Source organism: Flavobacterium sp. CG_9.10 (assembly GCF_015752245.1).
GTDB lineage: Bacteria > Bacteroidota > Bacteroidia > Flavobacteriales > Flavobacteriaceae > Flavobacterium.
In genome coordinates this window covers 160,014-182,827 of the sequence record NZ_JADOVD010000009.1, presented here as the reverse complement: position 1 = coordinate 182,827, position 22,814 = coordinate 160,014, and the positions used below count along the sequence as shown (strand labels likewise).

Sequence of the window (22,814 nt, the reverse complement as noted above, 5' to 3'; positions counted from 1 at the left end):
GCTTCTCTTCTTTGGTAAATTTTCTCTTTTCCATCGTACAAAATTATAGATTTCTATTTATAATTGTGTCCGATTATTTAAGGGGCTGAAACACTGCTCCAGTAAAAGAGTTAGAATAATTTCCAGCAACTATATTTCCAGCATTTTGATTCGAGATATTTATGTTTTGATTTCCAAATGATTCGGTGCAATTTGTAATGCCATCTTGATCATTATCTAAATCGATGTTGTCATATACTTTATCATTATCTATGTCAGTAGGACAAATACTGACAGGTATTTTGTCGGAAAAAATAGGAATTGTGCTAGGACATCCTAAAATGCTTTCTTTTACTTGATAATAGCCGGGTTGAGTAGGAGTGTATGAATTTAAATTGGCGCCAGTAATAGGATTATCATTGAAATACCATTGAAAAGTATCATAGGAAGATAGAGTGCTAATTTTTAACTTGACATTTGGAATGCATGCGGAATTTGATACTGAAATTTTATCCGTAACAATTTCCGGTTTAGTATCAAAACCAGAATAGTAACCTCCGTAAGTTGCAGCTCCACTGTTACCTGAATAGGAAACATAAACTTGTTTGGTGGATTTTACACTTACATTTCCTGACAATCCATTAACAGTATAATAAACAAAACCTGGGTTTGCATTTATGGTTGTCGGACTTGAGGTAATTGGATTATCATTAATTAAAACAGTGGCACCGGATTCAGTAACAACATTTATACTTCCAACATAAGATACATCCCCTATTGCATTTATCATGGGAATGTTATCAACTATACTTGGAGTAGAACAATTGATAGGTGGAACAAAAAATAAATTTTGATTTGCAGGTGAGTTGGTTCCGCCAATACTTTGATACGCAAAGACATTCTCTGAACTTGTAACGTAAAGATTATTATTGATATAACTGCTTCCGTCTAATATTAGATATTCACCTGCGTTTTTTGTAATTGGAGTCGGATTTCCGTTTGTATAAATTTTGGTATTGTCTTTATGCGCAATTAGCAACACACGTTCCAAAATATCACTTCCTAATCCTTTGATGAAAATATATTCTTTTCCAGTTTTTTCAAAAGAAACTATTTGATCAAAGCCAAGATCTCTTCCAGAGGAATTGTTAGTGTTTGGGCCTTCATAGTTACTGCCTCCAAAAGAACCTGCATTCACAACAATATCTTTGTCAGAACTTATTAAACCACCTATGATATTTGTGCTTTTAAAATTACTTCCATTATTTTCTATTGCTAAAACGTAACTTTCATTTTTATTTAAAGAAATAGTTAGAGGACCGGTAATAGTAACTCCATTAGTTAATATTGTACCAACAGGAATATTGGAAATCGTTATATTAGTACCATTTTCAACAGACAGAATGGATGCAAAATTCATTAAGCCAGTAGTGTTAAATTTGTTTAACATCGCTCCAATTCTAAATTCCTTCCCCAAGGCGCTATTTCCCTTAGATACTAATCCTCCCGCTTGATTATGTAATCCCGCATTTGTTCGTAAGCTGGTATAAATTAAATCCTCGGCTTCTACAATATATCCTTTATTATTTAATATTCCAATACTTGTATTTGGTGTGAAAATTTGTGTGTTGTTACCGTTACCAATAAAGTAAATCCAAGGATTGTTTTTGTTGATTGTATTAGTAAATACGTTTCCGCCAATTTCAATTACTTTTACTTTCACATCACTAATGCTGGGGGTAGAAATGTATAAATAATGTTCCTCTGGAGTAACACCTCCTGTAGTTCCTGAGGTTAATGGCGGAATATAATGTGTTTTACTAAATTGGGCAAAGCAGCTTATTGATAAAAAAGTAAAGAAAATAAGTAAAGTTTTTTTCATGCGATAAAAATAGGAAAATAACTATCATCTTTTTAATGAAAAATGACCTTTTATTATTTTATTGTCTGCAAAAGTTACGTTAAACCAATAATCATCAGCGGGTAATGAATATCCATTGAACGTGCCATTCCATCCAGAGCCAGCTGATTGCAACTGCTGTAATAATTTACCATAGCGATTAAAAATGGTTAGTGTAGAATTTGGCAAAAGGTCTAAGTTTTGAATTTTCCAAAAATCATTGTATCCATCACCGTTTGGAGTGAAATAACGGGGATAATCCAACACGTATATTTTGAAAGGAATAGACAAACCACAACCATTTTTATCTCGGGCATAAACCAGATATTCTCCGGGAGCCACGCCATTAAATAACGGATTATCTTGAAAAAATGATCCATCAAGTGAAAATTCATAATTGCCTATTCCCGTATATTCAATTAAAACGGAGTTTTCGTTTCCTGCAAAATCATTTATAATTGCTCCTGTGATAATTGCAACTCCAGAAGCATTAACCGTATAATTTTTAGTACCGCTACATCCATTTATATTGGTAACTTTTACAGAATAAGCGCCAGGCAAAGTAACATTAATTGTATTTGAAGTCTCTCCGGTATTCCATAAATAACTCGAAAATCCAGCGTTGACTATTAAGTTGATGGAAGCGCCAGAACACAAAGAAGCTGTTTCGTTTTGAAAATTTGGCGGATTAAATGGATTCACCTTAAGTGTTACGGGAGTAATCGCGTAACAATCTGGACCATTTACGATTCGGGCATAGATGATTTGTTGGTTTGGGATAGTATTATTGAAATTAGTGCCCAAAGGATTTTTTTGGGAAAGCGCATCATTCGAATTTAAATAATATTGGACAATTAATCCAGCTGGCAATCCACTCATGACCTCTGGCGTTACTTCAGATTGAAAATCAAATTGATATAGTCCATCCTGCACCGTATCTCCGTCACAAACTACAATTGGATTTAGCTGTGAAATACTGTTGTTTGCAATCAGTAGTTTAACTTCGGCATAATTAACACAACCAAACGAATTTGTAACTCTGGCAAAAACAATTTGGTTAGGTATTTTATTTTTATAAGTTATTGGACTTGTAATAGGATTCATTTGCCCTTTTGCTTCTATCAAAGATTCATAGTAGGTAACAGTACTTAAAGTTGTATCATTGTTTTTTACTACTGCATCAACTCGAGTTAAATCGAAAACAGTAATTCCATCCCCATTATCATCACATTGTGAAAGCACAGTATCTTTCAAATCGACTTTTGGTGCAAATTCAACCTTTATTTCATCGGTAGCTGTGCAAGTGGTAGGTGATAAAGTGACTTCAACTTTGTAATTTCCAGTATTTGTAACAGGAAGAGCTGGATTTGTTTCGCCTGCTAATTCATTACCATCTTTAAACCATTTATAAGTGTAAGTTGACGGTAATTTTGTGTCGATGACATAGCTTTCGCCAAAACAAATTGCATTGTTTGTTGTCAATGAGCGATCGGCGCCTAAGTCTATTTTTGGTGAAAAACTACCCGCCTGCAGAAAAACGGCGGAGTCATAATATTGATTACTATCATCAGCAATTACCAATTTTATATGATAAGTTGTTCCTGCAATTACATTTGTTTGAGCATTCATTACTGCGGTTTGTGCACTGTAGTTTGTTGGACTATTAGTGGAGCTAAATCCTCCAAAATAGTTTTCGTTTTTTGCAGGACATCCACCAAATACGCCAAATGGTGCTATTAATGGATGGATGCTTGTTGACGAAACAGGAGTGGTGGTACCTGGAATTACTGCTAAATTTTTATAATTGCTTGTACTGCCTTTTTCTTTTATAAGAAATGCAAAACCATCTGAATAACGACAAGGAAAGTCATCTTGGTATTCATTAGAAGCGAATAGATAGTTAAAGCTAATAAAATTAGTTAAAGGAGTAAAATCAAATTCTAAAACCGTTGCATTTATAGTTTTTGTTACAGCTAACGCTTTTTCTAAATCGGTATCACCGAGCCAAGAAGTATCTCCTCCTCCCAAATTTCGTGTAAAAGGTCCAACTGAATTTGTACTGCTCCACGTACTTAAAAGAAGACCTTCTGTAAAAGGGAAACTACTTGTGCCAGAATTAAAATACGCATAACTATTTTTTCCCGGATTAAAATTATCTCCAGTTGCCATTGGATTAGAAGTGGAAGCACAAGAACTATTTACCAAAATATTTCCAACAAGTTGTTGTGCGGTGTAGGAATCGTTTACTGATATAGATTGTGCAGTTGCTATAAAACTAGAGCAACAGATGAAAATATAAAATAATTTATTTTTTATAGATTCCATAGCTCAGTAAAGATACTACAAATCTCTATTTTTTAACAATCTATAGGATAAGAAATTGAAAATCAGGGTCCAAGATAAAACAATCAAGATGGAAGTAAAATGTACGCTGTAATCTTTGCTGTTGTCCATTCCTATTTGTGTCCCAATAGATTTGATTACTGATAATCTGGAGAATGGTTCTACAATTAAATTAGACATGGATTCTAGCGGAAAAAATTGCATAATATAGGAGGCTATTTTACTATCCGGAAAAATTTTAAAAGTCAATATTCCTTTTGCAATCCCTTCAATAATATTCCAAACTAAAAGAAATCCCAACGCAAATGCAGAACGTTTTACCAATATTCCTAAAAATAAACAGAAGGAGAAAAATCCAACCAATTTTATGAAATAGGCTAAAATATATTCTAAATCGGAGAAAACAATTCCAATTTCGGTGTAAGAAGAAAAACTAAATCCTAGGATTAACGATAAAATGAAAATAAAGATTGTTGATGCTACAGCAAATATTAGGATTGTCAAAAACTTAGAAAGAATAAATTCTTTTTTACTCATTCCGTCAATTAAATTTTGTTTTAAAGTGCCATAACTATATTCATTAGCCATCATGGAAACAATAACAATAGCGAGGAACAACTTTAAAATGGCGGCAATATAAGTGTTGAAATGCCAAATAAAGGGAAAGTTGAATATTCCCATTTCAGCGAGATGAAGTTTAAAAATCCCCAGATCAAATTTTATCGAAGCGATTAATGCTATAAAAGTTAAGAGAATAAAATAAGTAGAAGTCAAAACACGACTGGCTTTATTTTTCCATATTTTTTGTAATTCTATTGAGAGAAGTCGTTTCATTTTGGAGGATTTAGAAATTGTGATTTTAGATTTTAGAATTGAATTGTGTTCTTGCTTTTGAAATTGAGTTGTATCACTGTTATTTTTTTCCTGTTAATTCCAAAAATTGTTCTTCCAAACTATTTTTGCGTTTTACCAAATGACTTAGAACAACATTTTTTTCAAAAAGAAATTGATTCAATTCCTTTGCCTCCAATTTATATTTTAAATAAACCATTACTTTTCCTTCTTCATTTCTATAGTTTTTTACCGCGGGATGAGTTTCTAAAATAGCGATTAAATTTTCGACATCTTCAGCTTGAAGCTCAAAAAAACCTTCGTTTGTGGACATTCCATCAACCAATCCGGAGTACAAAACCTCTCCTTTTCTTAAAACTAATGCGTGTGTGCATACTTTTTCGACTTCATCCAGTAAATGAGAAGCCAGTAAAATGGTAGTTCCTTGAGCAGCGATATGCTTGATAATATCACGAATTTGATGAATACCTTGTGGATCTAGGCCATTTGTGGGTTCGTCCAGAATTAAAATTTCTGGATCATTTAGCAAAGCAGATGCAATAGCTAATCGTTGTTTCATTCCAAGAGAAAACGTGCTGAATTTACTGTTTTGTCTGTCCACTAAACCTACTAATTCAAGCTTTTCGTTTACTTTTGCATAGTTAATGTCTTTGATTTTACAAACCAGTTCTAAGTTTTCTTTTGCGGTCATGTAGGGATAGAAATTAGGTCTTTCTATAATGGCTCCTACTTTTTTAAGGGCTTCATGAGTTTGCATTGTACCACCAAACCAGCTGTATTCACCTGAGGTTTTATTGACTACATTTAAAATAATTCCTAAAGTAGTCGATTTACCGCTTCCATTTGGTCCAAGAATGCCGTAAACATTGCCTTTATGTATTTCGAAAGAAACGTTTTTCAAGGCCTGTAAATTGCCATAACGTTTGTTGAGATTTTTAATTGAGAGTATGATTTCCAAAGCGTTCGTTTTATATTTTCTATAGGACGAACAAAATAAGAATTTGTTACTAGTAATCTAAAATTAGTTTATTTACTAAATCAATTTGCAAAGTGCTGTTAATTTTTCGGCCGTAATGGGTTTGTTAATATAATTTTTTACTACAGTATAATTTTTTGCCATTTCAATATCGGCAGGGTCAATTGAGGACGTGATAATAAAAATTGGAATTTCTTTTTTTAGAGTCAAATGATTAAACTCATCCAGAAATTGCCATCCGTCCATGACAGGCATATTCAAATCGAGTAAAATCGCATCAGGTAGATTTTTGTTTTCGTTACAATTCTTTTTTAATTCGTCTAACGCAGCTTGAGGATTAAAAAAAGAGCGAATATCATCACAAAACTCATTTTTAGCGATGAGTATCGTCAATAATTTTAACGATAACTTATCATCATCGATTATGTAGGTTAACTTATTTTTCATTCAAATATATTTTAAATGTAGAACCGTGATCTACTTCACTTTCTACTTCAATTTTTCCATCCATTGCCTCAAGTTGATTTTTGGTCATATATAATCCAATTCCTTTTGCATCTTCGTTACCGTGAAATGTTTTGTACATGCCAAAAATTTTATGGCCATTTTTCACTAAATTTAATCCTAAACCGTTGTCTTTAAAGTTTAGAACGGTGTATGTTTCATTTATTTCATAACCAATTTCTAGAAAAGCCTTTCGTTTTCGAGATTTATATTTTATGGCATTTGTAAACAGATTAAGTAATATGCTATCTAAATAAGCAGGGATTACATATACAAATAAATCTTCCGGAATAGTGTGACTTATTGTTATTTGACTTTCTTTGATAACCAGACTTAATGCACTTTTTGTTTTTTCAATTTCGTCTTTTAAATTAATTTTCTTTTTTGCAATATTCGTTTTTTTCTGAATAGTGATAATTTCATTTAAATACTCAATTGTTTCCGAAAGCTTTTCAGTTCCTTCTTTAAACAGATCATAGTAGGAAAGTTTTTCAGCGATGTCTTCAGTATTCTCGATAACATCAACAATCATAGCTAAATTACTAGTATGCGAGCGAATGTTATGGGAAACTATATGAGTAAAATTATAGAGCTTATCGTTTTGCTGGCTTGTTACTTCTAATAGCTGCTTGAGTTCAATCTCTTTTTCAATTCTTGAAGTCACATCCCGACCTACACCAATAAAATTGATTAAATTATTATCACTATCAAAGACTGTGGTAATATTTAATTCAAACCAATATTTTTCTTTTTGTTTGTTATAATTCAGTATTGTAATTTTGATACTCTTTTTATCCTGAATTGCTTTTTTCATCAGCAATGTTGATTGCAAATCAGTTTCTGGACCTCTGGACAAATAACCTGGCTTTTGGCCTATTACTTCTTCTATACTTAAACCTGTCAATTCTAAATAGGCATTATTCGCCCATATTGCCTCGCCTTGTGGGTTGGCTATTACAATCGTGTCAGTGGTTTCGGAGGCAGCGAGCGAGAGCAAATTTAATTTTTCTTCCACATTTTTTCTTTCGCTAATATCTCTAAAATAGCAAACCAAATAAGTTATATGGTTCACTATAAATCTTTTTCCAGATGCTATTTCCACGGGAATTGATTCTCCGGATTTGGTCTTTATGCATGCTTCATTTACTGTGAATTCATCGTTTGTTCGATTTTGAGTAAGAAAATATCGTACTTGTTTTTGGTATTCGATTGGAAATAATGTCGAATTATGCAAGCCTATTAGTTCGTCGCTATTATATTCTGTAAGTTCAGCAGCTCTGGGGTTATAATCTGTAATAATTCCATTAGAAGCATCAATAATAAAAATAGCATCATTTGCGCTCGAAAAAACAGAGGAAAATTTTTCTACACTCAATTGAAGTTCATTTATAAGGTTCTGCTCCTTGGTTATGTCTTGAAATGTTCCTAATAATTGAGTTGCAATTCCATCAACAATCTCTACCTGGCAAATGCATTCAATGTATTTAATGTTGTTTTTACCAGTTGTAATTTGGAATTTATCCTCAAATGAAATTCCGTCAGTAATGGCTCTGTTAATAAGGGTCATCATCTTATCTCTATTTTCACCTTCTGTGTAAAATTTAATGCCGCTGCCATTAACGGGGTTAAAATCCTCGGGAACTTCAAGAATGTGTTTTGTAACGGCATCCCAAAAGACATCTTCGGTTTGAAGATTCATTTTCCAAATGCCAATTTTAGCTGATTGTGCAGCCTTGAAATAGAGTTCAAGCTTATCGATCATAGTAGGTTAAAATTATTTTAGATGTCTTGGGGACAACCAAAAGTAAAGTAAATACGACCGTTTTAATTTTTTTTAACATAAAAAGATAAGGTTCCTAATTAATCTATAGCCCCGTTTTTTTTAAATGTCTTCAAACTAGTTAATTACGTAATAATTTATTTTTTAAATTGAGATTTTATTTGAAAGATTTACTTTATTTAATAATTAAGTAGCTAAAAATCAAGCGGTTTTTTGAAAAAGTAGATTCGGTTTTTGTTTTTAAGAAAATGACGTAAAAAAATGTAAACAGCAGCATCTTTAATATGATAATAGAAAGAAGATAAAGGGTTTATCATAATTTACTGTAATCGTGCCCCACGGGTTAATTTATTGTAATTTTGCATTAAATTATATTTGAAATGAGTGAGCCAGTAATGCTTTTTAAAAAACCAACGTATCCTATTAATAATTCGCTATTGGATTATTTGGAACGGTTTGATCGTATTTCTAAAGTTCCCATTTCCTATGATGATTTGATGCGTTTTTCTGGTTCCATAAATGTTTTTGATAAAAACAATCAGGATACATTATGGATTCGCGTATATTATAATGAATTTGAAAGAGCTGAAATTGATTTGAATTTAAAGAAAATCTATTCGCTTTTACATTCGGATGGTAACTTGGGGATTATTAAATTTTTGAACGTAGATTCAATTGACTATTGCACTTTTGGAAATTCGAAACCTTTTCGAATAAAAGTCAGAAATATTTTAAATGATAATTACACTCATTTTTATATCAAAAAAGCAGATGCTTCGCGCGTATATGGATTAGAATTGGAACATATTTTATCTCCGGACAAAATCAATTTTTTGGTTTATAAAGATACTTTAATCGAAGAACACATCATGGGAATTGCAGGTGATGTGTTTATAAAATCGCTTTTGGGAGAATGTTCTGAAACAGAAAAATCTCAAATAGCAAAAGAATTTGTGAAGTTTAATGAGCGCTGTATGATTCGATTGCTGGGTGATATGCGTTCTTATAATTATGTAATTATTCCCATTCATGATTTTGATCAGGTAGTTTATAGGATTCGGGCTATAGATTTTGATCAACAGTGTTTCGAAGGCAATTTTAAAGTATACCGTCCGCAGTTTTTTAAAGAAAATTATCCGATGGTAAAATTGGTTAAGGAAAAACTTCAGGATAGTTCGATTGAACAATATAAAGATGAAGAACGTTCCGTATTGGCCAAAAGGATCCATTCTGCCGAAAATAGGATTAAAAGATTACTGCAAATCATGGGCGATGACACCATTTCTACAGATGGACATTTGCAACAATTGAAATTAGAATTATACAGATATACCAATGATTTGAATTTTAAAAAAGCAAAATCGATGGGAAATATCATGAGCGCCGCTTTTGAATTCATAACCAGAAATTTTAAAAAAACTGATTTATTTAATACTGGATTTTAGATTTTATTTTATTGCAAGTCAAATTTTAAATCTTTAAACTTGGATAAAAATCGTAAATTATTAAAAAAATGTTTAAATTATGAGAAACTATTTATCACTGTTGCTTGTGTTTTTGTTATTGGCTTGCCAGCAAAATTCAGATTCATTAACAATACTTTATTCTTTGCCCCATAAGTTAAAAGAAGTTTCAGGCATTACGTATTCGGCTCAAACGAATTTAATTTGGACATTAGAAGATAGCGGTAATTCAAATACAATTTATGGTTTGAATTCTAATGGAACAATTGCAAAAGCAATTACTATCGAGAATACTGAAAATATCGACTGGGAAGACATTACACAAGATAAGGAAGGAAATTTATATATTGGTGATTTTGGCAACAATGACAATACTAGAAAGGATTTGTGTATTTATAAAATTGATAAAAATGCATTAAGCAGCAATAGCGCAGTTCCTGCCATCAAAATCTCATTTGCTTATCCTGAACAGTTGGATTTCTCACCTAAGAAGAAAGATTTATTTTATGATGTAGAAGGTTTTTTCGAATTTAAAAACAATTTTTATTTGTTTACCAAAAATAGAAGTAAAGGATTTGACGGAACTGCTTTTTTATATAAAATTCCCAATGAATCAGGCTTTCATCAAGCTATATTTATGGGCGAATTTAAAACTTGTGAGGATTATAATTACTGCGCGATTACTAGCGCGGCCATAAGTCCTGATGAGTCTAAAATTGTTATTCTGAACCATGATAAAATTTGGCTACTTGAAAATTTTGAAGGCGATAATTTTTTCAATGGGACAAAAACAGAACTCGCTTTAAATCATTTTTCTCAGAAAGAAGCAGTTTGTTTCATTGACAATGACAAGCTGTTTATTGCCGATGAAAAAAATAAAACAGAAGGAGGGAACATATACAATGTTAGTCTTAAAAAACTAAAATCCAAATCCTAGACCAAAAGCTATTCTAGCTTGTTCATCTACACTTTTGAAATAAGTGATTTTAGCAGTAATTACATTTAATCCATTGAGCCAAAAACCGCCACCAATTGATTTATGCCATTTGTTAGAATCTTCTCCCGTAGCCCATACTCTGCCGTAATCAAATCCGCCTAAAATCCCGTAAGACATCGGAATTAAACTTCTTTTTATTTTTCCTAAATTCAAGCGCAAATCACTGCTTTGATAAAAAGATTTATTGCCTAAAAAACGTTCGTTTCTAAAACCTCTTAAATCGAAATCCCCACCTAAAGTTGCGCCTTGATAAAATTCGTAATTGTTGTTTGAAATTATTTTAGCTTTTAAATTGGTAGCCAAAACTATTTTTCCATTAGAATCAATTCTGTGATTTAAATTGAGTTGACTTTCGAGGGTCGAAAAATTTCTTTTAATGTTATCTAAATTCATTTTCCAACTTCCAGCTATCGAAAAACCTATTCCCAAGGTGGGAAGCGATCGATTATCATAATTCTCAAAATTATATTTAAGTGTTGCGCCCGCAAATTGTTGACTTTGAAAAACCGTGTTGTCTACAATTCCTGGAATGTTTATGAAGCGATTATTAGTGACTTCTACTGTAATTTTCTCGATAGTGGTTAAGAAATTAATTTCACTTCCATATCTGCCAATTTTTTTTAGAGAAGGTGCAAACTTGAGCATTCTTAAGCGGACCCGATTGTAATTCATGGCAAATAAATCATCATTATTAACGGTTTCATTACCGGTACCAAAATAATTAATGGTAAAATTTGGACTGGTAATTTGGGCTTGCAAATCCAAATCCCATTTGCCTATAATTTTCGGAAAACTACCTTTATAATTTAATTCATACCCATTTGTTGCAAAATAATAATTGGTCTGAAAACTATGTTTTTGTGTGTAAGGATTTTGATTGAAATTATTAACTGTGTAAATGGAATTCAAAACTAATTTTATACCATCATCAGGATTATAACTTAAATGAGGTAGTTTTGAGAATGTATTGTACTTTGCTTTTTTAAAATCGTAAAGATTAGTTTCATAACTATCGGTTAAATTGATTTTAGTTTTTCGATCTATAACGAAAGTATTCTTTTTCGATTTAAAGTCATAGATTTTTATGTTTTTTCCGTTTTCTATAGCATAGGAATCATTATTTTGTCCTCCAATCAATAGAATTTTAGTTTTAGATTTTTCGTTTCCTTTTACTTCAAAAATATCGTCATCATCTAAGCCATAAATCCAAATGTTTTTGGTTTTAGATGCTAAATATTCTCTGGTATACAACAATTCATCACCTTCCTTTTTCACCCGATATACTTGGATTTCAAGTTTTTGATTTCCAGTATGATTAATCACAAATTTGTCTTTTTTAGAAGTTCCAACAATTATAATTGTTTTCTGCAGCACAGAATAATATTCCAAAGCATATTTTTGCAGTTGGTTTCTTCTAATCTTTAATTTTTGCTTAATACTTTCAATAGTTTCATCTTGTACTTCTTTTGGTAAACTTTTAAAAGCATTATCTATATCAGCGTCGGTAAGGTTTTCCTGAATATATTTGGCTTGTGCAATCCATTCTTTTTCGGTTGCAGTTTTAAGTAGGGCAAGATCTAATGGATAGGGTTCTCTATTCAGCCATTTTACATTTTTTATTTCTTCCTTGAAAGTTTGCATATGACGCAAGGCGGGATTTGTCATTAATATTGCAAGCAATACTCCGTCATATTTCGGAAATGCCTGATCTCTGTCTCGTGGAATCGGCTTATAGGTGGTTTTGTTACCTATTTTGTATTCCCCCCAGCGCCACTGGTCTTGATGTCTGTCCCAATCGCCAATAAGCATATCAAATAATCGGGCTTTGATATAAGAATTTTCATCAACAGAATATTTTTCGTCTTTGTGCAGATTTTTTAGTAAATCATCTGTACTTAGTATTGCATTTGGTTTGCCAAAACTTTTTAAGTCTTTTTGGCTGTCATCTGATCGCTCTTCAATAAAGTATAATTCATCACCAAAAAAGGCGTTGAATTTTTTCAATGCCTTATGTTTTGGAATATAATAAAGCAAAGAATTTGGATGTGAAATACCAATTTTTTCCGCTAAATTCCCAACTGCAAGAGGCGTATAAGGATGCGCGGTAGTATAAAAATCATATAAAAAATCTTCGGCATACGTGTTTTCAAATTCGGTTGCTAAAAACTGATTTTTGAATGCTACCGATTGAATAAAATTTGAAGTACTTTTTTTTAAGGAACGCAAAACGTACACTTTTCCATTTTTATCTTCGATTTGTGAGGATTTTGTTTGATGTCCGCCGCCGGCACGTTTTGGCTTTAAACCACCAAAAAGCGTGTCAATCGTCGCGTTTTTTACTTCTATAGATGTGCCGTAATATTTTCTGTAATGCTTTCCAAAGATAAATTTATAAAACCTGCTTTTTTTGGTTTGTTTTTTTGAATAAATACTTGTGGTTGTCGTTTCAGGAAATGAAATCGCTAAATTTTGTATTTCTTTTTCTTTTACCTCCAATATAATTTTTTCATAAATCAGTTTTTCTCTATTATTTTCAGTTGAATAATAAGAAATTTTCGAATTTCCATTTTCATAAATTGATAATTCAGAGTAACCATTTCCACCATATGAAAAGTCCTCGGGAAATACCGCTCTCGCAGCTTCTGATTTTGAACCGGCCCCGCTAATGATTTGTTTGATATTGTCTCGTTCAATGTATTGCAAATTATGGTCATGTCCTGAAACTACAATAACATTATTTCGACCTTGTAAGAGTGTTTTTACCCTCTTTATGAAAATTGTTTATTGCTTGTTCTGAATGTCTGCTGGACTTAAGCCGGAAGTTTTCCGAGATAAGTTGATGAGCGAACCTAGTACTGGAAGTGGTATTTTGTTTTCAAATGGGAAAATTTGTTTTTCTAATGAAAATTGTCCTCCAGTTGCGCCATTACTCATCAACGGATGATGTAGTGCTAAAACCACTGTTTTGTCGTGGTTTTTATTAAGAAGAGACTCTAATTCCGCAAAAAAATCTTCCCGAGTTTTGATATCACAATCATTATTCATAGTTGGATAATTATCCCAATCTTCCCTGAACCATTGACTGTCGATGGTAATTAAAGTCACATTTTTATTGATTTTTACATCGTCAATAGCACAGCTTTTTCTAGGTAAAAATGATTTTTTGTCTTTGAGATATTCAGTAACAAATTTTGCTTGGCGTTCTAAACCTTCGATTCCACTGTCCCAATCATGATTGCCAGAAATAAAAATGGTTCTTCCGTTAAAACCGTTGGACAATTTTAATTGATTAGTTAACTTTTTTTCGGCTACAATTCGTTTACTTGGATCATCATTATTTGGTAGTCCTTTTGGATAAATATTATCACCAAGAAACAAAAGGGTAGAATTCTCATCTGATTTTTTTATTCTGTCGTGAAACAAACTAAGAGTTTCTTGAGTTTTACTTTTATATGTATTTCCGGCATCACCAATCAAATAAAAAGTATGAGAAATTTTAGAAGTGTCCGCTATGTTAATAGATATTTTATTTGCGATGTTTTTCCCGTATTGTGCATGATTTGTTGCGCAAGAATGAAAAACAATTCCCAAAAAAATTAAAATTAATGAGGTTTTATTTGTACTTATAAAACGATTTTCCCAAAACAATTTCATAATTTAGTAGTATAAAAATAGTATATGACTATAATTGAACAAACCGAAGATTTTGTTAGTAGGTTATTCAAAGATAAACTTTCTGCGATATATACCTATCATAATTTTAATCATACAATTGATGTCGTTTTTGCTGCCAAAAAATTAGCAGAATCTGAAAATTTAATTCCTTCCGACAAAGAAATTTTGTTAATTGCCGCTTGGTTTCACGATGCGGGTTATATTAACGGCAGTATTAATCACGAAGAATCCAGTATTATTATTGCATCTACTTTCTTAAAAGAACAATCTGCTGATTTTATTGCAAAAGTTTCAAATTTAATTACAGCAACAAAATATGATTATGAACCCCAAACTATTTTGGAAAAAATAATTAAAGATGCTGATTTTTTTCATCTTACTAGCATCAACTATATTTCGTCCCTTGATGACTTAAGAATGGAGTGGCAAAATGCTGATCATAAATTTTGTACAAATGAGCAATGGATTAAAGAAAATAAAAATTTTTTAGCCAATAGGCATCGATTTTACACCGATTTTGCTTTAGAGAATTGGCAACCTTTAAAAGAAAAGAATATAAAAATCATTCAAAAAGAAGTCGATCGAATCGAATTAAAAAATAAAAAAAAGAAAAAGAAAACAAATAAAGCCGAAAAGCCAGATCGCGGGATCGACACTTTATTTAAAATAACATTAGTAAATCATACCCGGTTAAGCGGAATTGCAGACAATAAAGCGAACATACTACTTTCTGTTAATGCGATTATAATTTCAATTGCGCTTTCCTCATTAATACCTAAATTAATTAGCCCCAAAAATGCTAATCTGATTATTCCAACTTTTATCTTGATCATGTTTAGTGTGATCACAATTATTTTTGCAATTCTTTCCACTCGGCCAAAAGTGACGAAAAGTATTTTTACGAAACAAGATATTGCTGATAGAAAAGTTAATTTACTTTTCTTTGGAAACTTTTATAAAATGCCTTTAGAAGAGTATCAAGAAGCGGTTAATAAGATGTTTAAAGACAGAGATTATCTATATAATTCAATGATTAAAGATTTGTATTTTTTAGGATTGGTTTTAGAGAAAAAATATAGATTATTACGAATTGCATATAATTTTTTTATGTTAGGAATTATAATATCAGTAATTACGTTCGTAATTGCCTTCAAAATTATAGGAGTCTAGCTTAATTTAATTCGTCTTGTAAATCTTGATACTTATAGTTGTTTGTCTCCACTTGTTTGTTGTCATTAATAATTTTCACTCTTATCGCTCTTAAGCCGGAAACTCCCTGTAATTCTTCGACCTCAAATTGCTCTACAGTTGGCTCTAATACCTTTTTGAATTGCAAGAACTTTATATAATTCAAATATTCGGTTTCTTCACTATCATGAGAATATACGATAGTAATTTTTTCTTTTTCGGTAATTCGATCTTTAGTTCCTTTTATGTTGGCTTTGTCGATGCGTTTTTTAATCACTTCATAACGGGCATTATACGTTCCATCTACATCAAATCGTTTTTCATCCATTCTAAATCGAATCGAAATAGGAGAGCTAAATACTAAAATTAAAGAAGTCACCTCGAGTTCATAAGGCAATGATGACTTGAGTTGATGGTGTTTCATTTCCATAGCGCACAAAGTTTGTAATTGCCATAACCTCAAATTATTTAGATACATGGTATCAAAAGTTTGGGTAGGATCTATTGACGCGCCAATATACAGGTAGTGTTCTACGCCATCTGTTTTAAATCTTTCGTAATAATGCGGATAAATATTTTGAGCTTCTATTTGTTTTCTATCGAGAATGGCAGCTAATTTTTTATTAATAATAGACAATGCATTATCGAATTTTTTTCTGGATTGATAGAACATTCCTGTTTTTTCATCTAAACTCTCAAAGTAATTATGAAGTAATAATTCGCCCTTTTCATCCATTTCAATATTTTTTAAAATAGGATGAATTTCATTCTCAATATAAAACTGGATTTGTTGTTCTGTATCGGCTTTTAGCTGATCTTCCAGTTGATCAAACAAAGACTGCAATTCAAATTTTCGTTGTTCTAATAAAATAAGATTGGAATTTAATTTTTGATTTTCAAAGATTTCCAGAAGACTGTTTAATTGATTTTTTAAATCGTCTTTTACCGTTTCATTTCTATTTTCTGATGAACCTTTAATATCGATTTGTCCGTACAATGGATAGACTTCCTTAAATACAATTTCCTTAAAAATATAGTCTTTATTAAGCTTGCTGGTTTGAAAGTATTTCAACGCTTCTTTTTGGAATTTCCAGTAAACACTTGGATGAATTGCGGTATATTCTCTTTGAATAATCGCCTCCAGTTGATTTTGCATGTCCTTGTTGTATCGTTCAATAGTGTTAACCAAATAAGGCAAAATTAAATCAAGTTTACTTATATTAATGCTACTCAGCACTCTTTTGCTTGCAGAAACCAATTCTACAATACCTAAAAGTTTATTGTTTTTTACAATGGGAACAAAAATGCAACATCTAATATTTTGCTTTAATAAATGTTGTCCCAATGTTTCATTTCCGTATTGCAATGCATATTTTTCAACATTAGAAATTGCAACTAATTTATTGTTTTTCAATAAGTTATTAAATGAATCTCCTAATAGTATATTTTTGCAATCTACTTCCTGTTCAGAAATACTAAGAATAAAACTACCTAAACTTTCGTCGTTGAAAATCGGTTTTAAAAGTTTATCTTCTTCAGAATTGTAAAAAGTCAAACCAACTCTTAAATCTGCTATTTTGAAAATGGATCGAAAAATAGCCTCAAAATTTTCATTCGATATTATTTGTTCTTTTTCTGGTTTTAAAAGATTGCTTTTTAAGTTAGAAATCGCACTCTCAGTAGTGACATCAAAAAGCGTAATAATTCCAAAACCTTTTAATATCCAACTTTCAAAGGAAATTTTTTCTTTCCATAAATCAATGTTTTCATAATTATCCATTAATAAATCAATGTCATCTTGCGTAATTTCGGGCGCTTTATTGGTTGGTGTAATTTCAAGAAAATCGCCATTATACAAAATACGATATTTATTCATTATTCCATTAGCATTAGGTATATCGTAGAATAAAGGGATGTTAAAATCAATTTTTTGATTATAAAAGGTATTCAGAATCAAGATACAACTCATGATGTAAAATTGATTTTCATCCAAATCAGGAATGTCCAAATCAAAATTTTGACCGGCATTTTCAACTATTTTTTTGAATCGCACACTAGAATTAAACGTAAAATTCTGAAAAGGAATTGTAACCGCTTTTATTTCGTTATTTGTTAACGCAATAGGAAATAAATCGGTAAATAATTGTTTAATTAATACCTCATTTTTTTCTATTAAACTCAAATCTTCAATTCCAGTTCTAAATTCTGGAAAAGGCACTAACTGCTCAAGTAAATTTTTAGCATAAGTAGAGCGTAAGTCTACATTTGTTTCTGCCATTTCTTCTAAGCTTTCAATCAGCTTATGAAACGAAATCAAAATTTTGAAGGGACTGTCTTTAAAAAAAGTATTGTTCATTTTCGTTTACTTAGCTTGAAATACAAATTTACTAAATAGCTGATTGTGAGATACTTATTTTTAATGTTATTTTAAAAAATCTAATCAATGGCATTTGCCTTTTTTTGATTTATTTTTTGTTTCAACACGATAATAGATTGGATTAATAGTAAAATAAGCATCTTTTGAAGGTTTTTAATGGATTGGGAATAAAGTGAATTTAATTTTGGAACTCTTAACTAAAAAAATTAAATGAGATGAAGCTTTTTATTATGAAAACCAATCAAGGTTTCATTTATTTCTTTTAATTCTGGCGTGAGGAATGTTTTTTCACCTTTATCATCGTTAGTTAATTCTAATTGACAAACCGTGCATTTAAATTCCTTGAAGTGGTTGGTAATAATTCTAGTTACAATATATTTATGTCCAAATAACGAACACATAATTTTTTTGGTTAGAAATTTTTCTTTGATTTCAGTTAGGTTCATAATAGGTTGTTAAGGTTGAGGAAATTAAATGTAATCAAATAGCAGTCGAAGTGACTAATAAATCCGATTAAGTACATCAATTTGTTAATAAAATATAAAAAATATTACAAAATTAGTTTTTAATCAAACAATTTCTGTTTCGTTTTCTAAATGAAAAATCCCCAATCACATACGTAATTGGGGATTGATTTGAATATATCTTTGTACTGACAAGTTGCGACTTGTCTCTACTCTATGATTTTTCTTCTTTATTGAAATAAACTAAATAATAATACATCTGTTTTTCTTCGTCCCAACCTTTTTCTACGTATTTCTCGGCACTTTCAGGGTTAATGAAATCCATTTTTATTTGGATATGTGTATCTAAATTAATTACGTTTTTTATGGATTTTCGGGCATCGGAAACTGCAGCATTTGCGATAGGAAATGAAGTAACATCTTCAATACTATATTTTTCTCCTTTGTCTATTTTGTAATTTTTAAATTCAGGTATCAAATCAGGATTGTCTAATACTTCGTTCAAGAAATTAGTTTCCTCAAATTGGTCGTTTTTAGCAAAATAATTTACGGAACGATTCATGAACATAACTTCTTCCTTTTTGTCTTCTGCCGGAAATACCACGTCTTTGGCAAAATTCTGGCAAAACTTTAAGTACTTTTTTGTTATGAAATTTTCATCCTCAAATGCATCAACTGAAAGAAAATGTTCTAGCCAATATCTGGCATCATATCGGTTGCTGTCAACGGTAAGTATTTTATAACCTTCCTCTTTTTTATAGTTAAAGATCAAACACCCCTTGTCAAGTTTGCTCAAGTTTATTCCTTGTTGCAAAATCATTTCTAAGTTTGTTCCCTTTTCTTCAAACTGTAAAAAATCCGATTGCAATTCGCTTTTGAAAATCCCAATAGCATCAACAACATTATTATCGATGTTTACATTGGTTAAGTAGGTAACATAAACTTCACCATTTTTAATATGCGGATGGTTTGACTGCTCGAATAAATGCGTCGTTATTTGTTTAGAAACTTCATGTAAACTACTTGGGTTTTCAAAAATTTGAGTTGCAAATTTAAACATGTCATTGTAATCCAAATCAATTTCATGGGCAAACTGAAAATAATTTTCTTCTTTTTCTCTAAAAGGTCTAAAGAAATATTCTTTCATCAGCGGTACAATTTCATCATTTAATGAAAAGGATTGGTCTGATAAAAATAAGGCTTCATTGCGGCTTTTATTTCCTACACGATGTATAGAAAGAGTTTCAATGTGTGTGTTATATAAGTTGATCATTTTTTTATGTTTGGTTGCTCTCCCCTCCCAAAACCTCGGGACTCTCCAAAGGAGAGGGAGACCAGGTAAAACACTTTTAAAACTTTGAAAAGTAAAATTTTAGTCTTTTTTTAAAACCATTAAGAAATTAAGTTTCATTAAGCCTTAATTCTCTTAATTTCTTAATGGTTTAATTTTTTTTAAGTCTAAAAATGTCAAAAGCGTTTGCCCTGAGAGGGAGACGAGACGTGAATATTATTGTGTGCTATTTTTTATGTGATGTTATCTCCCTTTCCTTTGGAGAGTCCTAAAGCTTCGTGAGTGGAGAGGATTAATTCCAATTTTCTTCAAATCCATAATCTTCAAAACTATCGTCTCCTTCAAACATGTCGAGGTCATCTTGATCTAAATCATCTTCAAATTCACTGGCAAAGTCATCCGCATTATCCGCTTCAAAGTTTTTTTCCATTGCTTCATCTGGCATTTCGCCATGAGAAAAGAGTGTAGCAGGATAAGTAGCACCTAATTCAATTTCTTCAACAGCAGCTAGTTCAATAAGAAAGGTCCACATGTTTATGAAATCATAAACATAAATGATTTTCGTGTTTTGTTTATCTAAAATATCCGATAATTGATAATCACTCATGATTTTTTGCTCGCCAAGTACATCTCCTGTATCAAACATAGAAATCTCCTCTTCTTGATTCCAAGTTTCATCACAAGTATAGAATGAAGCCACTTCCATTCCGTCAAACCCAAAGGAATTGAAGATGGCGTTATGGAAATCTTCCAGCGTGTCATCTTCCAGTATAGCAATATCTCTAAAAATATCTTCTTCGGTATCTAATATTACTCTGAATTTGTAAACCATAATCTTTGTTTTCATTGAAAGGTCAAAGGTAAAATATAATTTTAGATTTCGTCCCGAAGTTTTGCGACAGATTTCAGATTTGTTGATAATATTTTTGCGTATGCATTTTTAAAGAAAAGAATCAATTGACGGTCAAGCGAGGCATTATAGTAATTTAAAATAGGTGAGATTATTAAAGTAAAAAGGAATTATTTTGCTTAAAGACCTTTAGGAATTGCGATTACTAATTTTAAATTGACCAGCAATTCTCGTCCTAAACTGACGGTATTTCTTATGATTTGGATAAGATCTATTTGGAGTTAAATTGTTAAAAATTAATGCCACAGCAAGTAGAATTAGAACACCACTCAAGACCGGATAAAGTACATACCAATAGCCAAGATTTTTAATCTCTGAAGAACCAGTTACCGCAATCAGTGCAGTTGCACCTCCTGGGGGATGCAATGTTTTAGTCACTTGCATTAAAACTATGGATAGAGAAACGGCAAGTGGGGCGGTTATCCAGAGAATATCAGGAGCAAATTGTTGAACTGTTACACCGATAATTGCCGAAACAACATGACCGCCAATGAGATTTCTAGGTTGTGCCAGTGGACTTTGAATTACGCCATAAACTAAAACGCTCGATGCTCCAAATGAGCCAATAAGATAAACAACATCAGAATGAGGCAGTTCTTTAGATTGCAAATAAGCAATTATTCCAATACCTATAAATGAACCTAAAAAAGCCCAGAAATGTTCCTTATAATCGACCAAAGTTTCTTTGTAAAGAATGTATTTGGTTTTGCGGTAATTCCGTTTAATTTTTTGAATAGGCATGGGTAACTATTCTGATAAACTTGGGGAATAGGTGTACACTGTAAATGGATATATCATTTTTGCAGTATATTTTGAGATAAGACAAACCATTAAAATAGGAAAGAATAAAGTATAATCATTCGTTAATCCACAAACCAGGAAAATTGCCGTAAAAGGGGCGTGAATACTGGCACTTAAAACAGCGCCCATCCCAATAACCATGAAGTTTATAGGAATCACATTGACATTAAAAAAAGTATTTAAAGTAGAGGCAACAAGTAATCCTAAAAAAGCTCCGATAAAAAGACTTGGAGCAAAAACACCTCCGTCACCTCCCGAGGCCAAAGTCGCTGAAGTTACAATAGGTTTTAGTATCAATATTCCAAGAAATGTAAGGGCTAATGAAAATGTCATTGGCATATCATTCGAATGAATAAAAATAGTTTTGATCGCATGATAGCCTTCACCATAAAGTTGCGGGAACACTAATAAGGAAACACTTAAAATGACAGAACCCAAAATAATTTTGAAATAATGAACTTTTATTTTTAAAAATTGAGACTTGAAAAACAATACACATCGTGTGAGATAAACCGAATTTAATCCTGCTAAAATTCCTAAAAGTATAAAATAGGGAATAGCTTTTAAATGCCAAGTGGTAATGGTTAAGGCAAATAAAGGTTTTTCATCCAACAAAAACAGCAGTCCAAATGCAACAGCTACCGAAATCAAATTGCTTATTAAAAATGCTCGGGTTACTTTTCTAGATATAACTTCTAATGCAAAAAGGATTCCGGCAACAGGACTGCTAAATAAAGCGGTAATTCCAGCCGCAACTCCGGCACAGATTAATTCGGTTTTGTATTGTCTAAATACGTTTTGTTTTCTTTGGGCAACAGCGCCAATCGTTGCCGAAGCGACTACAGTAGACACTTCAATTCCGGTTGATCCACCAAAAACGACCGTCAGTAATCCATTAATGAAATGGGATGGAATTTTATAATTGGGTAAGTTTTTTGATTTGGAATTTGTACTCTCAAAAATTTCTTTAATCCCTTTATTTTCTTTTTTTCTAAAAAGATATTCTCGAAGAAAATAGATGATAGACAAACCGAAAATTGGAAAGAAAACAAAGAATATTGGATTGATTGAAGCTTGATGAAAAAAGATTTCCTCGTAATATTCGGTTATTTTTTTAAGCGAAATTCCTAAAAAGGCCGAAAGAAAGCCGATTAAAATGGAAACAATAACTAATTTTTGAAATTTGATTAATTGGTAATTTTTTTTAATTCGAGCGGTAGAATTCATCTAAAAATTATTTTGCAGTCATTGATTTTCAAGTAAAAAAAATATTTATTTTGAAAAAAAAACATTTATTAACGAATTACAAATTTA

The 22,814-nt window shown here is 31.5% G+C and carries 17 protein-coding genes; 3 read left to right on the top strand and 14 right to left on the bottom strand.

Going from position 1 to position 22,814, the window contains the following annotated elements:
- Positions 1–73: 73 nt before the first annotated feature.
- The 6 genes from IWX84_RS09895 to IWX84_RS09870 all read right to left on the bottom strand — a co-directional run bounded on the left by IWX84_RS09895 (position 74) and on the right by IWX84_RS09870 (position 8,316).
- Entirely contained in the window at positions 74–1,861 is a 1,788-nt protein-coding gene (locus IWX84_RS09895) for an IgGFc-binding protein (RefSeq protein ID WP_196850580.1), read from the bottom strand.
- Between the two features lie 24 nt (positions 1,862–1,885).
- Positions 1,886–4,204 carry a T9SS type B sorting domain-containing protein gene (locus IWX84_RS09890; protein WP_196850579.1) on the bottom strand — a complete coding sequence of 773 codons (2,319 nt, stop codon included), beginning with the start codon at positions 4,202–4,204 and terminating at the stop codon, positions 1,886–1,888.
- A 15-nt stretch (positions 4,205–4,219) separates the two neighbouring features.
- Entirely contained in the window at positions 4,220–5,056 is an 837-nt protein-coding gene (locus IWX84_RS09885; protein ID WP_196850578.1) for an ABC transporter permease, read from the bottom strand.
- Between the two features lie 79 nt (positions 5,057–5,135).
- A complete protein-coding gene (locus tag IWX84_RS09880; protein ID WP_196850577.1) occupies positions 5,136–6,032 on the bottom strand; it encodes an ABC transporter ATP-binding protein in 897 nt (298 codons plus the stop codon).
- Positions 6,033–6,107: 75 nt separating this feature from the next.
- Positions 6,108–6,497 carry a response regulator gene (locus IWX84_RS09875; RefSeq protein WP_196850576.1) on the bottom strand — a complete coding sequence of 130 codons (390 nt, stop codon included), beginning with the start codon at positions 6,495–6,497 and terminating at the stop codon, positions 6,108–6,110.
- On the bottom strand, positions 6,487–8,316 hold the full coding sequence (locus IWX84_RS09870; RefSeq protein WP_196850575.1) for a sensor histidine kinase: 1,830 nt from the start codon (positions 8,314–8,316) through the stop codon (positions 6,487–6,489). The genes IWX84_RS09875 and IWX84_RS09870 overlap by 11 nt, the downstream gene beginning before the upstream one ends.
- A gap of 398 nt (positions 8,317–8,714) precedes the next feature.
- Between IWX84_RS09870 and IWX84_RS09865 the strand changes: the two genes are divergently transcribed.
- A complete protein-coding gene (locus IWX84_RS09865; RefSeq protein WP_196850574.1) occupies positions 8,715–9,779 on the top strand; it encodes a hypothetical protein in 1,065 nt (354 codons plus the stop codon).
- A gap of 79 nt (positions 9,780–9,858) precedes the next feature.
- Positions 9,859–10,734: an SdiA-regulated domain-containing protein gene (locus IWX84_RS09860; protein ID WP_196850573.1), complete on the top strand. Its 876-nt coding sequence runs from the start codon at positions 9,859–9,861 to the stop codon at positions 10,732–10,734.
- On the opposite strand, the gene IWX84_RS09855 is transcribed toward IWX84_RS09860, so the two are convergent.
- Together IWX84_RS09855 and IWX84_RS15375 are read right to left on the bottom strand one after the other, a co-directional pair.
- Positions 10,717–13,497, bottom strand: a complete 2,781-nt coding sequence (locus IWX84_RS09855; protein ID WP_231385461.1) for a metallophosphoesterase — start codon at positions 13,495–13,497, stop codon at positions 10,717–10,719. The genes IWX84_RS09860 and IWX84_RS09855 overlap by 18 nt on opposite strands.
- Positions 13,498–13,575: 78 nt before the next feature.
- Positions 13,576–14,448, bottom strand: a complete 873-nt coding sequence (locus IWX84_RS15375; protein WP_231385460.1) for a metallophosphoesterase — start codon at positions 14,446–14,448, stop codon at positions 13,576–13,578.
- A gap of 24 nt (positions 14,449–14,472) precedes the next feature.
- Between IWX84_RS15375 and IWX84_RS09850 the strand changes: the two genes are divergently transcribed.
- Positions 14,473–15,639, top strand: coding sequence for a Pycsar system effector family protein (locus IWX84_RS09850; RefSeq protein ID WP_196850572.1), 1,167 nt, complete (start codon positions 14,473–14,475; stop codon positions 15,637–15,639).
- Position 15,640: 1 nt separating this feature from the next.
- Here IWX84_RS09850 and IWX84_RS09845 read toward each other — a convergent pair whose 3' ends face one another.
- From IWX84_RS09845 to IWX84_RS09820, 6 genes are all read right to left on the bottom strand, one after another.
- Positions 15,641–18,013: a GAF domain-containing protein gene (locus tag IWX84_RS09845; protein ID WP_196850571.1), complete on the bottom strand. Its 2,373-nt coding sequence runs from the start codon at positions 18,011–18,013 to the stop codon at positions 15,641–15,643.
- 227 nt (positions 18,014–18,240) lie between these two features.
- Positions 18,241–18,480 (bottom strand): hypothetical protein, encoded by a 240-nt coding sequence (locus IWX84_RS09840; protein WP_196850570.1) that lies wholly within the window; start codon positions 18,478–18,480, stop codon positions 18,241–18,243.
- A gap of 232 nt (positions 18,481–18,712) precedes the next feature.
- On the bottom strand, positions 18,713–19,771 hold the full coding sequence (locus IWX84_RS09835; RefSeq protein ID WP_196850569.1) for a nucleoid-associated protein: 1,059 nt from the start codon (positions 19,769–19,771) through the stop codon (positions 18,713–18,715).
- 310 nt (positions 19,772–20,081) lie between these two features.
- Positions 20,082–20,621, bottom strand: a complete 540-nt coding sequence (locus IWX84_RS09830) for an IS1096 element passenger TnpR family protein (protein WP_196850587.1) — start codon at positions 20,619–20,621, stop codon at positions 20,082–20,084.
- A 207-nt stretch (positions 20,622–20,828) separates the two neighbouring features.
- Positions 20,829–21,440, bottom strand: coding sequence for an HPP family protein (locus tag IWX84_RS09825; protein WP_196850568.1), 612 nt, complete (start codon positions 21,438–21,440; stop codon positions 20,829–20,831).
- Positions 21,441–21,446: 6 nt separating this feature from the next.
- Positions 21,447–22,727, bottom strand: coding sequence for a chloride channel protein (locus IWX84_RS09820; protein WP_196850567.1), 1,281 nt, complete (start codon positions 22,725–22,727; stop codon positions 21,447–21,449).
- Between the last annotated feature and the right edge of the window lie 87 nt (positions 22,728–22,814).

Coding starts and splice junctions, on each gene's coding strand:
- IWX84_RS09890 (WP_196850579.1), bottom strand. CDS start 4,204: ATGGAATCTATAAAAAATAAATTATTTTATATTTTCATCTGTTGCTCT.
- IWX84_RS09860 (WP_196850573.1), top strand. CDS start 9,859: ATGAGAAACTATTTATCACTGTTGCTTGTGTTTTTGTTATTGGCTTGC.
- IWX84_RS09820 (WP_196850567.1), bottom strand. CDS start 22,727: ATGAATTCTACCGCTCGAATTAAAAAAAATTACCAATTAATCAAATTT.
- IWX84_RS15375 (WP_231385460.1), bottom strand. CDS start 14,448: ATGAAATTGTTTTGGGAAAATCGTTTTATAAGTACAAATAAAACCTCA.
- IWX84_RS09845 (WP_196850571.1), bottom strand. CDS start 18,013: ATGAACAATACTTTTTTTAAAGACAGTCCCTTCAAAATTTTGATTTCG.
- IWX84_RS09850 (WP_196850572.1), top strand. CDS start 14,473: ATGACTATAATTGAACAAACCGAAGATTTTGTTAGTAGGTTATTCAAA.
- IWX84_RS09840 (WP_196850570.1), bottom strand. CDS start 18,480: ATGAACCTAACTGAAATCAAAGAAAAATTTCTAACCAAAAAAATTATG.
- IWX84_RS09830 (WP_196850587.1), bottom strand. CDS start 20,621: ATGGTTTACAAATTCAGAGTAATATTAGATACCGAAGAAGATATTTTT.
- IWX84_RS09865 (WP_196850574.1), top strand. CDS start 8,715: ATGAGTGAGCCAGTAATGCTTTTTAAAAAACCAACGTATCCTATTAAT.
- IWX84_RS09825 (WP_196850568.1), bottom strand. CDS start 21,440: ATGCCTATTCAAAAAATTAAACGGAATTACCGCAAAACCAAATACATT.
- IWX84_RS09875 (WP_196850576.1), bottom strand. CDS start 6,497: ATGAAAAATAAGTTAACCTACATAATCGATGATGATAAGTTATCGTTA.
- IWX84_RS09885 (WP_196850578.1), bottom strand. CDS start 5,056: ATGAAACGACTTCTCTCAATAGAATTACAAAAAATATGGAAAAATAAA.
- IWX84_RS09835 (WP_196850569.1), bottom strand. CDS start 19,771: ATGATCAACTTATATAACACACACATTGAAACTCTTTCTATACATCGT.
- IWX84_RS09895 (WP_196850580.1), bottom strand. CDS start 1,861: ATGAAAAAAACTTTACTTATTTTCTTTACTTTTTTATCAATAAGCTGC.
- IWX84_RS09870 (WP_196850575.1), bottom strand. CDS start 8,316: ATGATCGATAAGCTTGAACTCTATTTCAAGGCTGCACAATCAGCTAAA.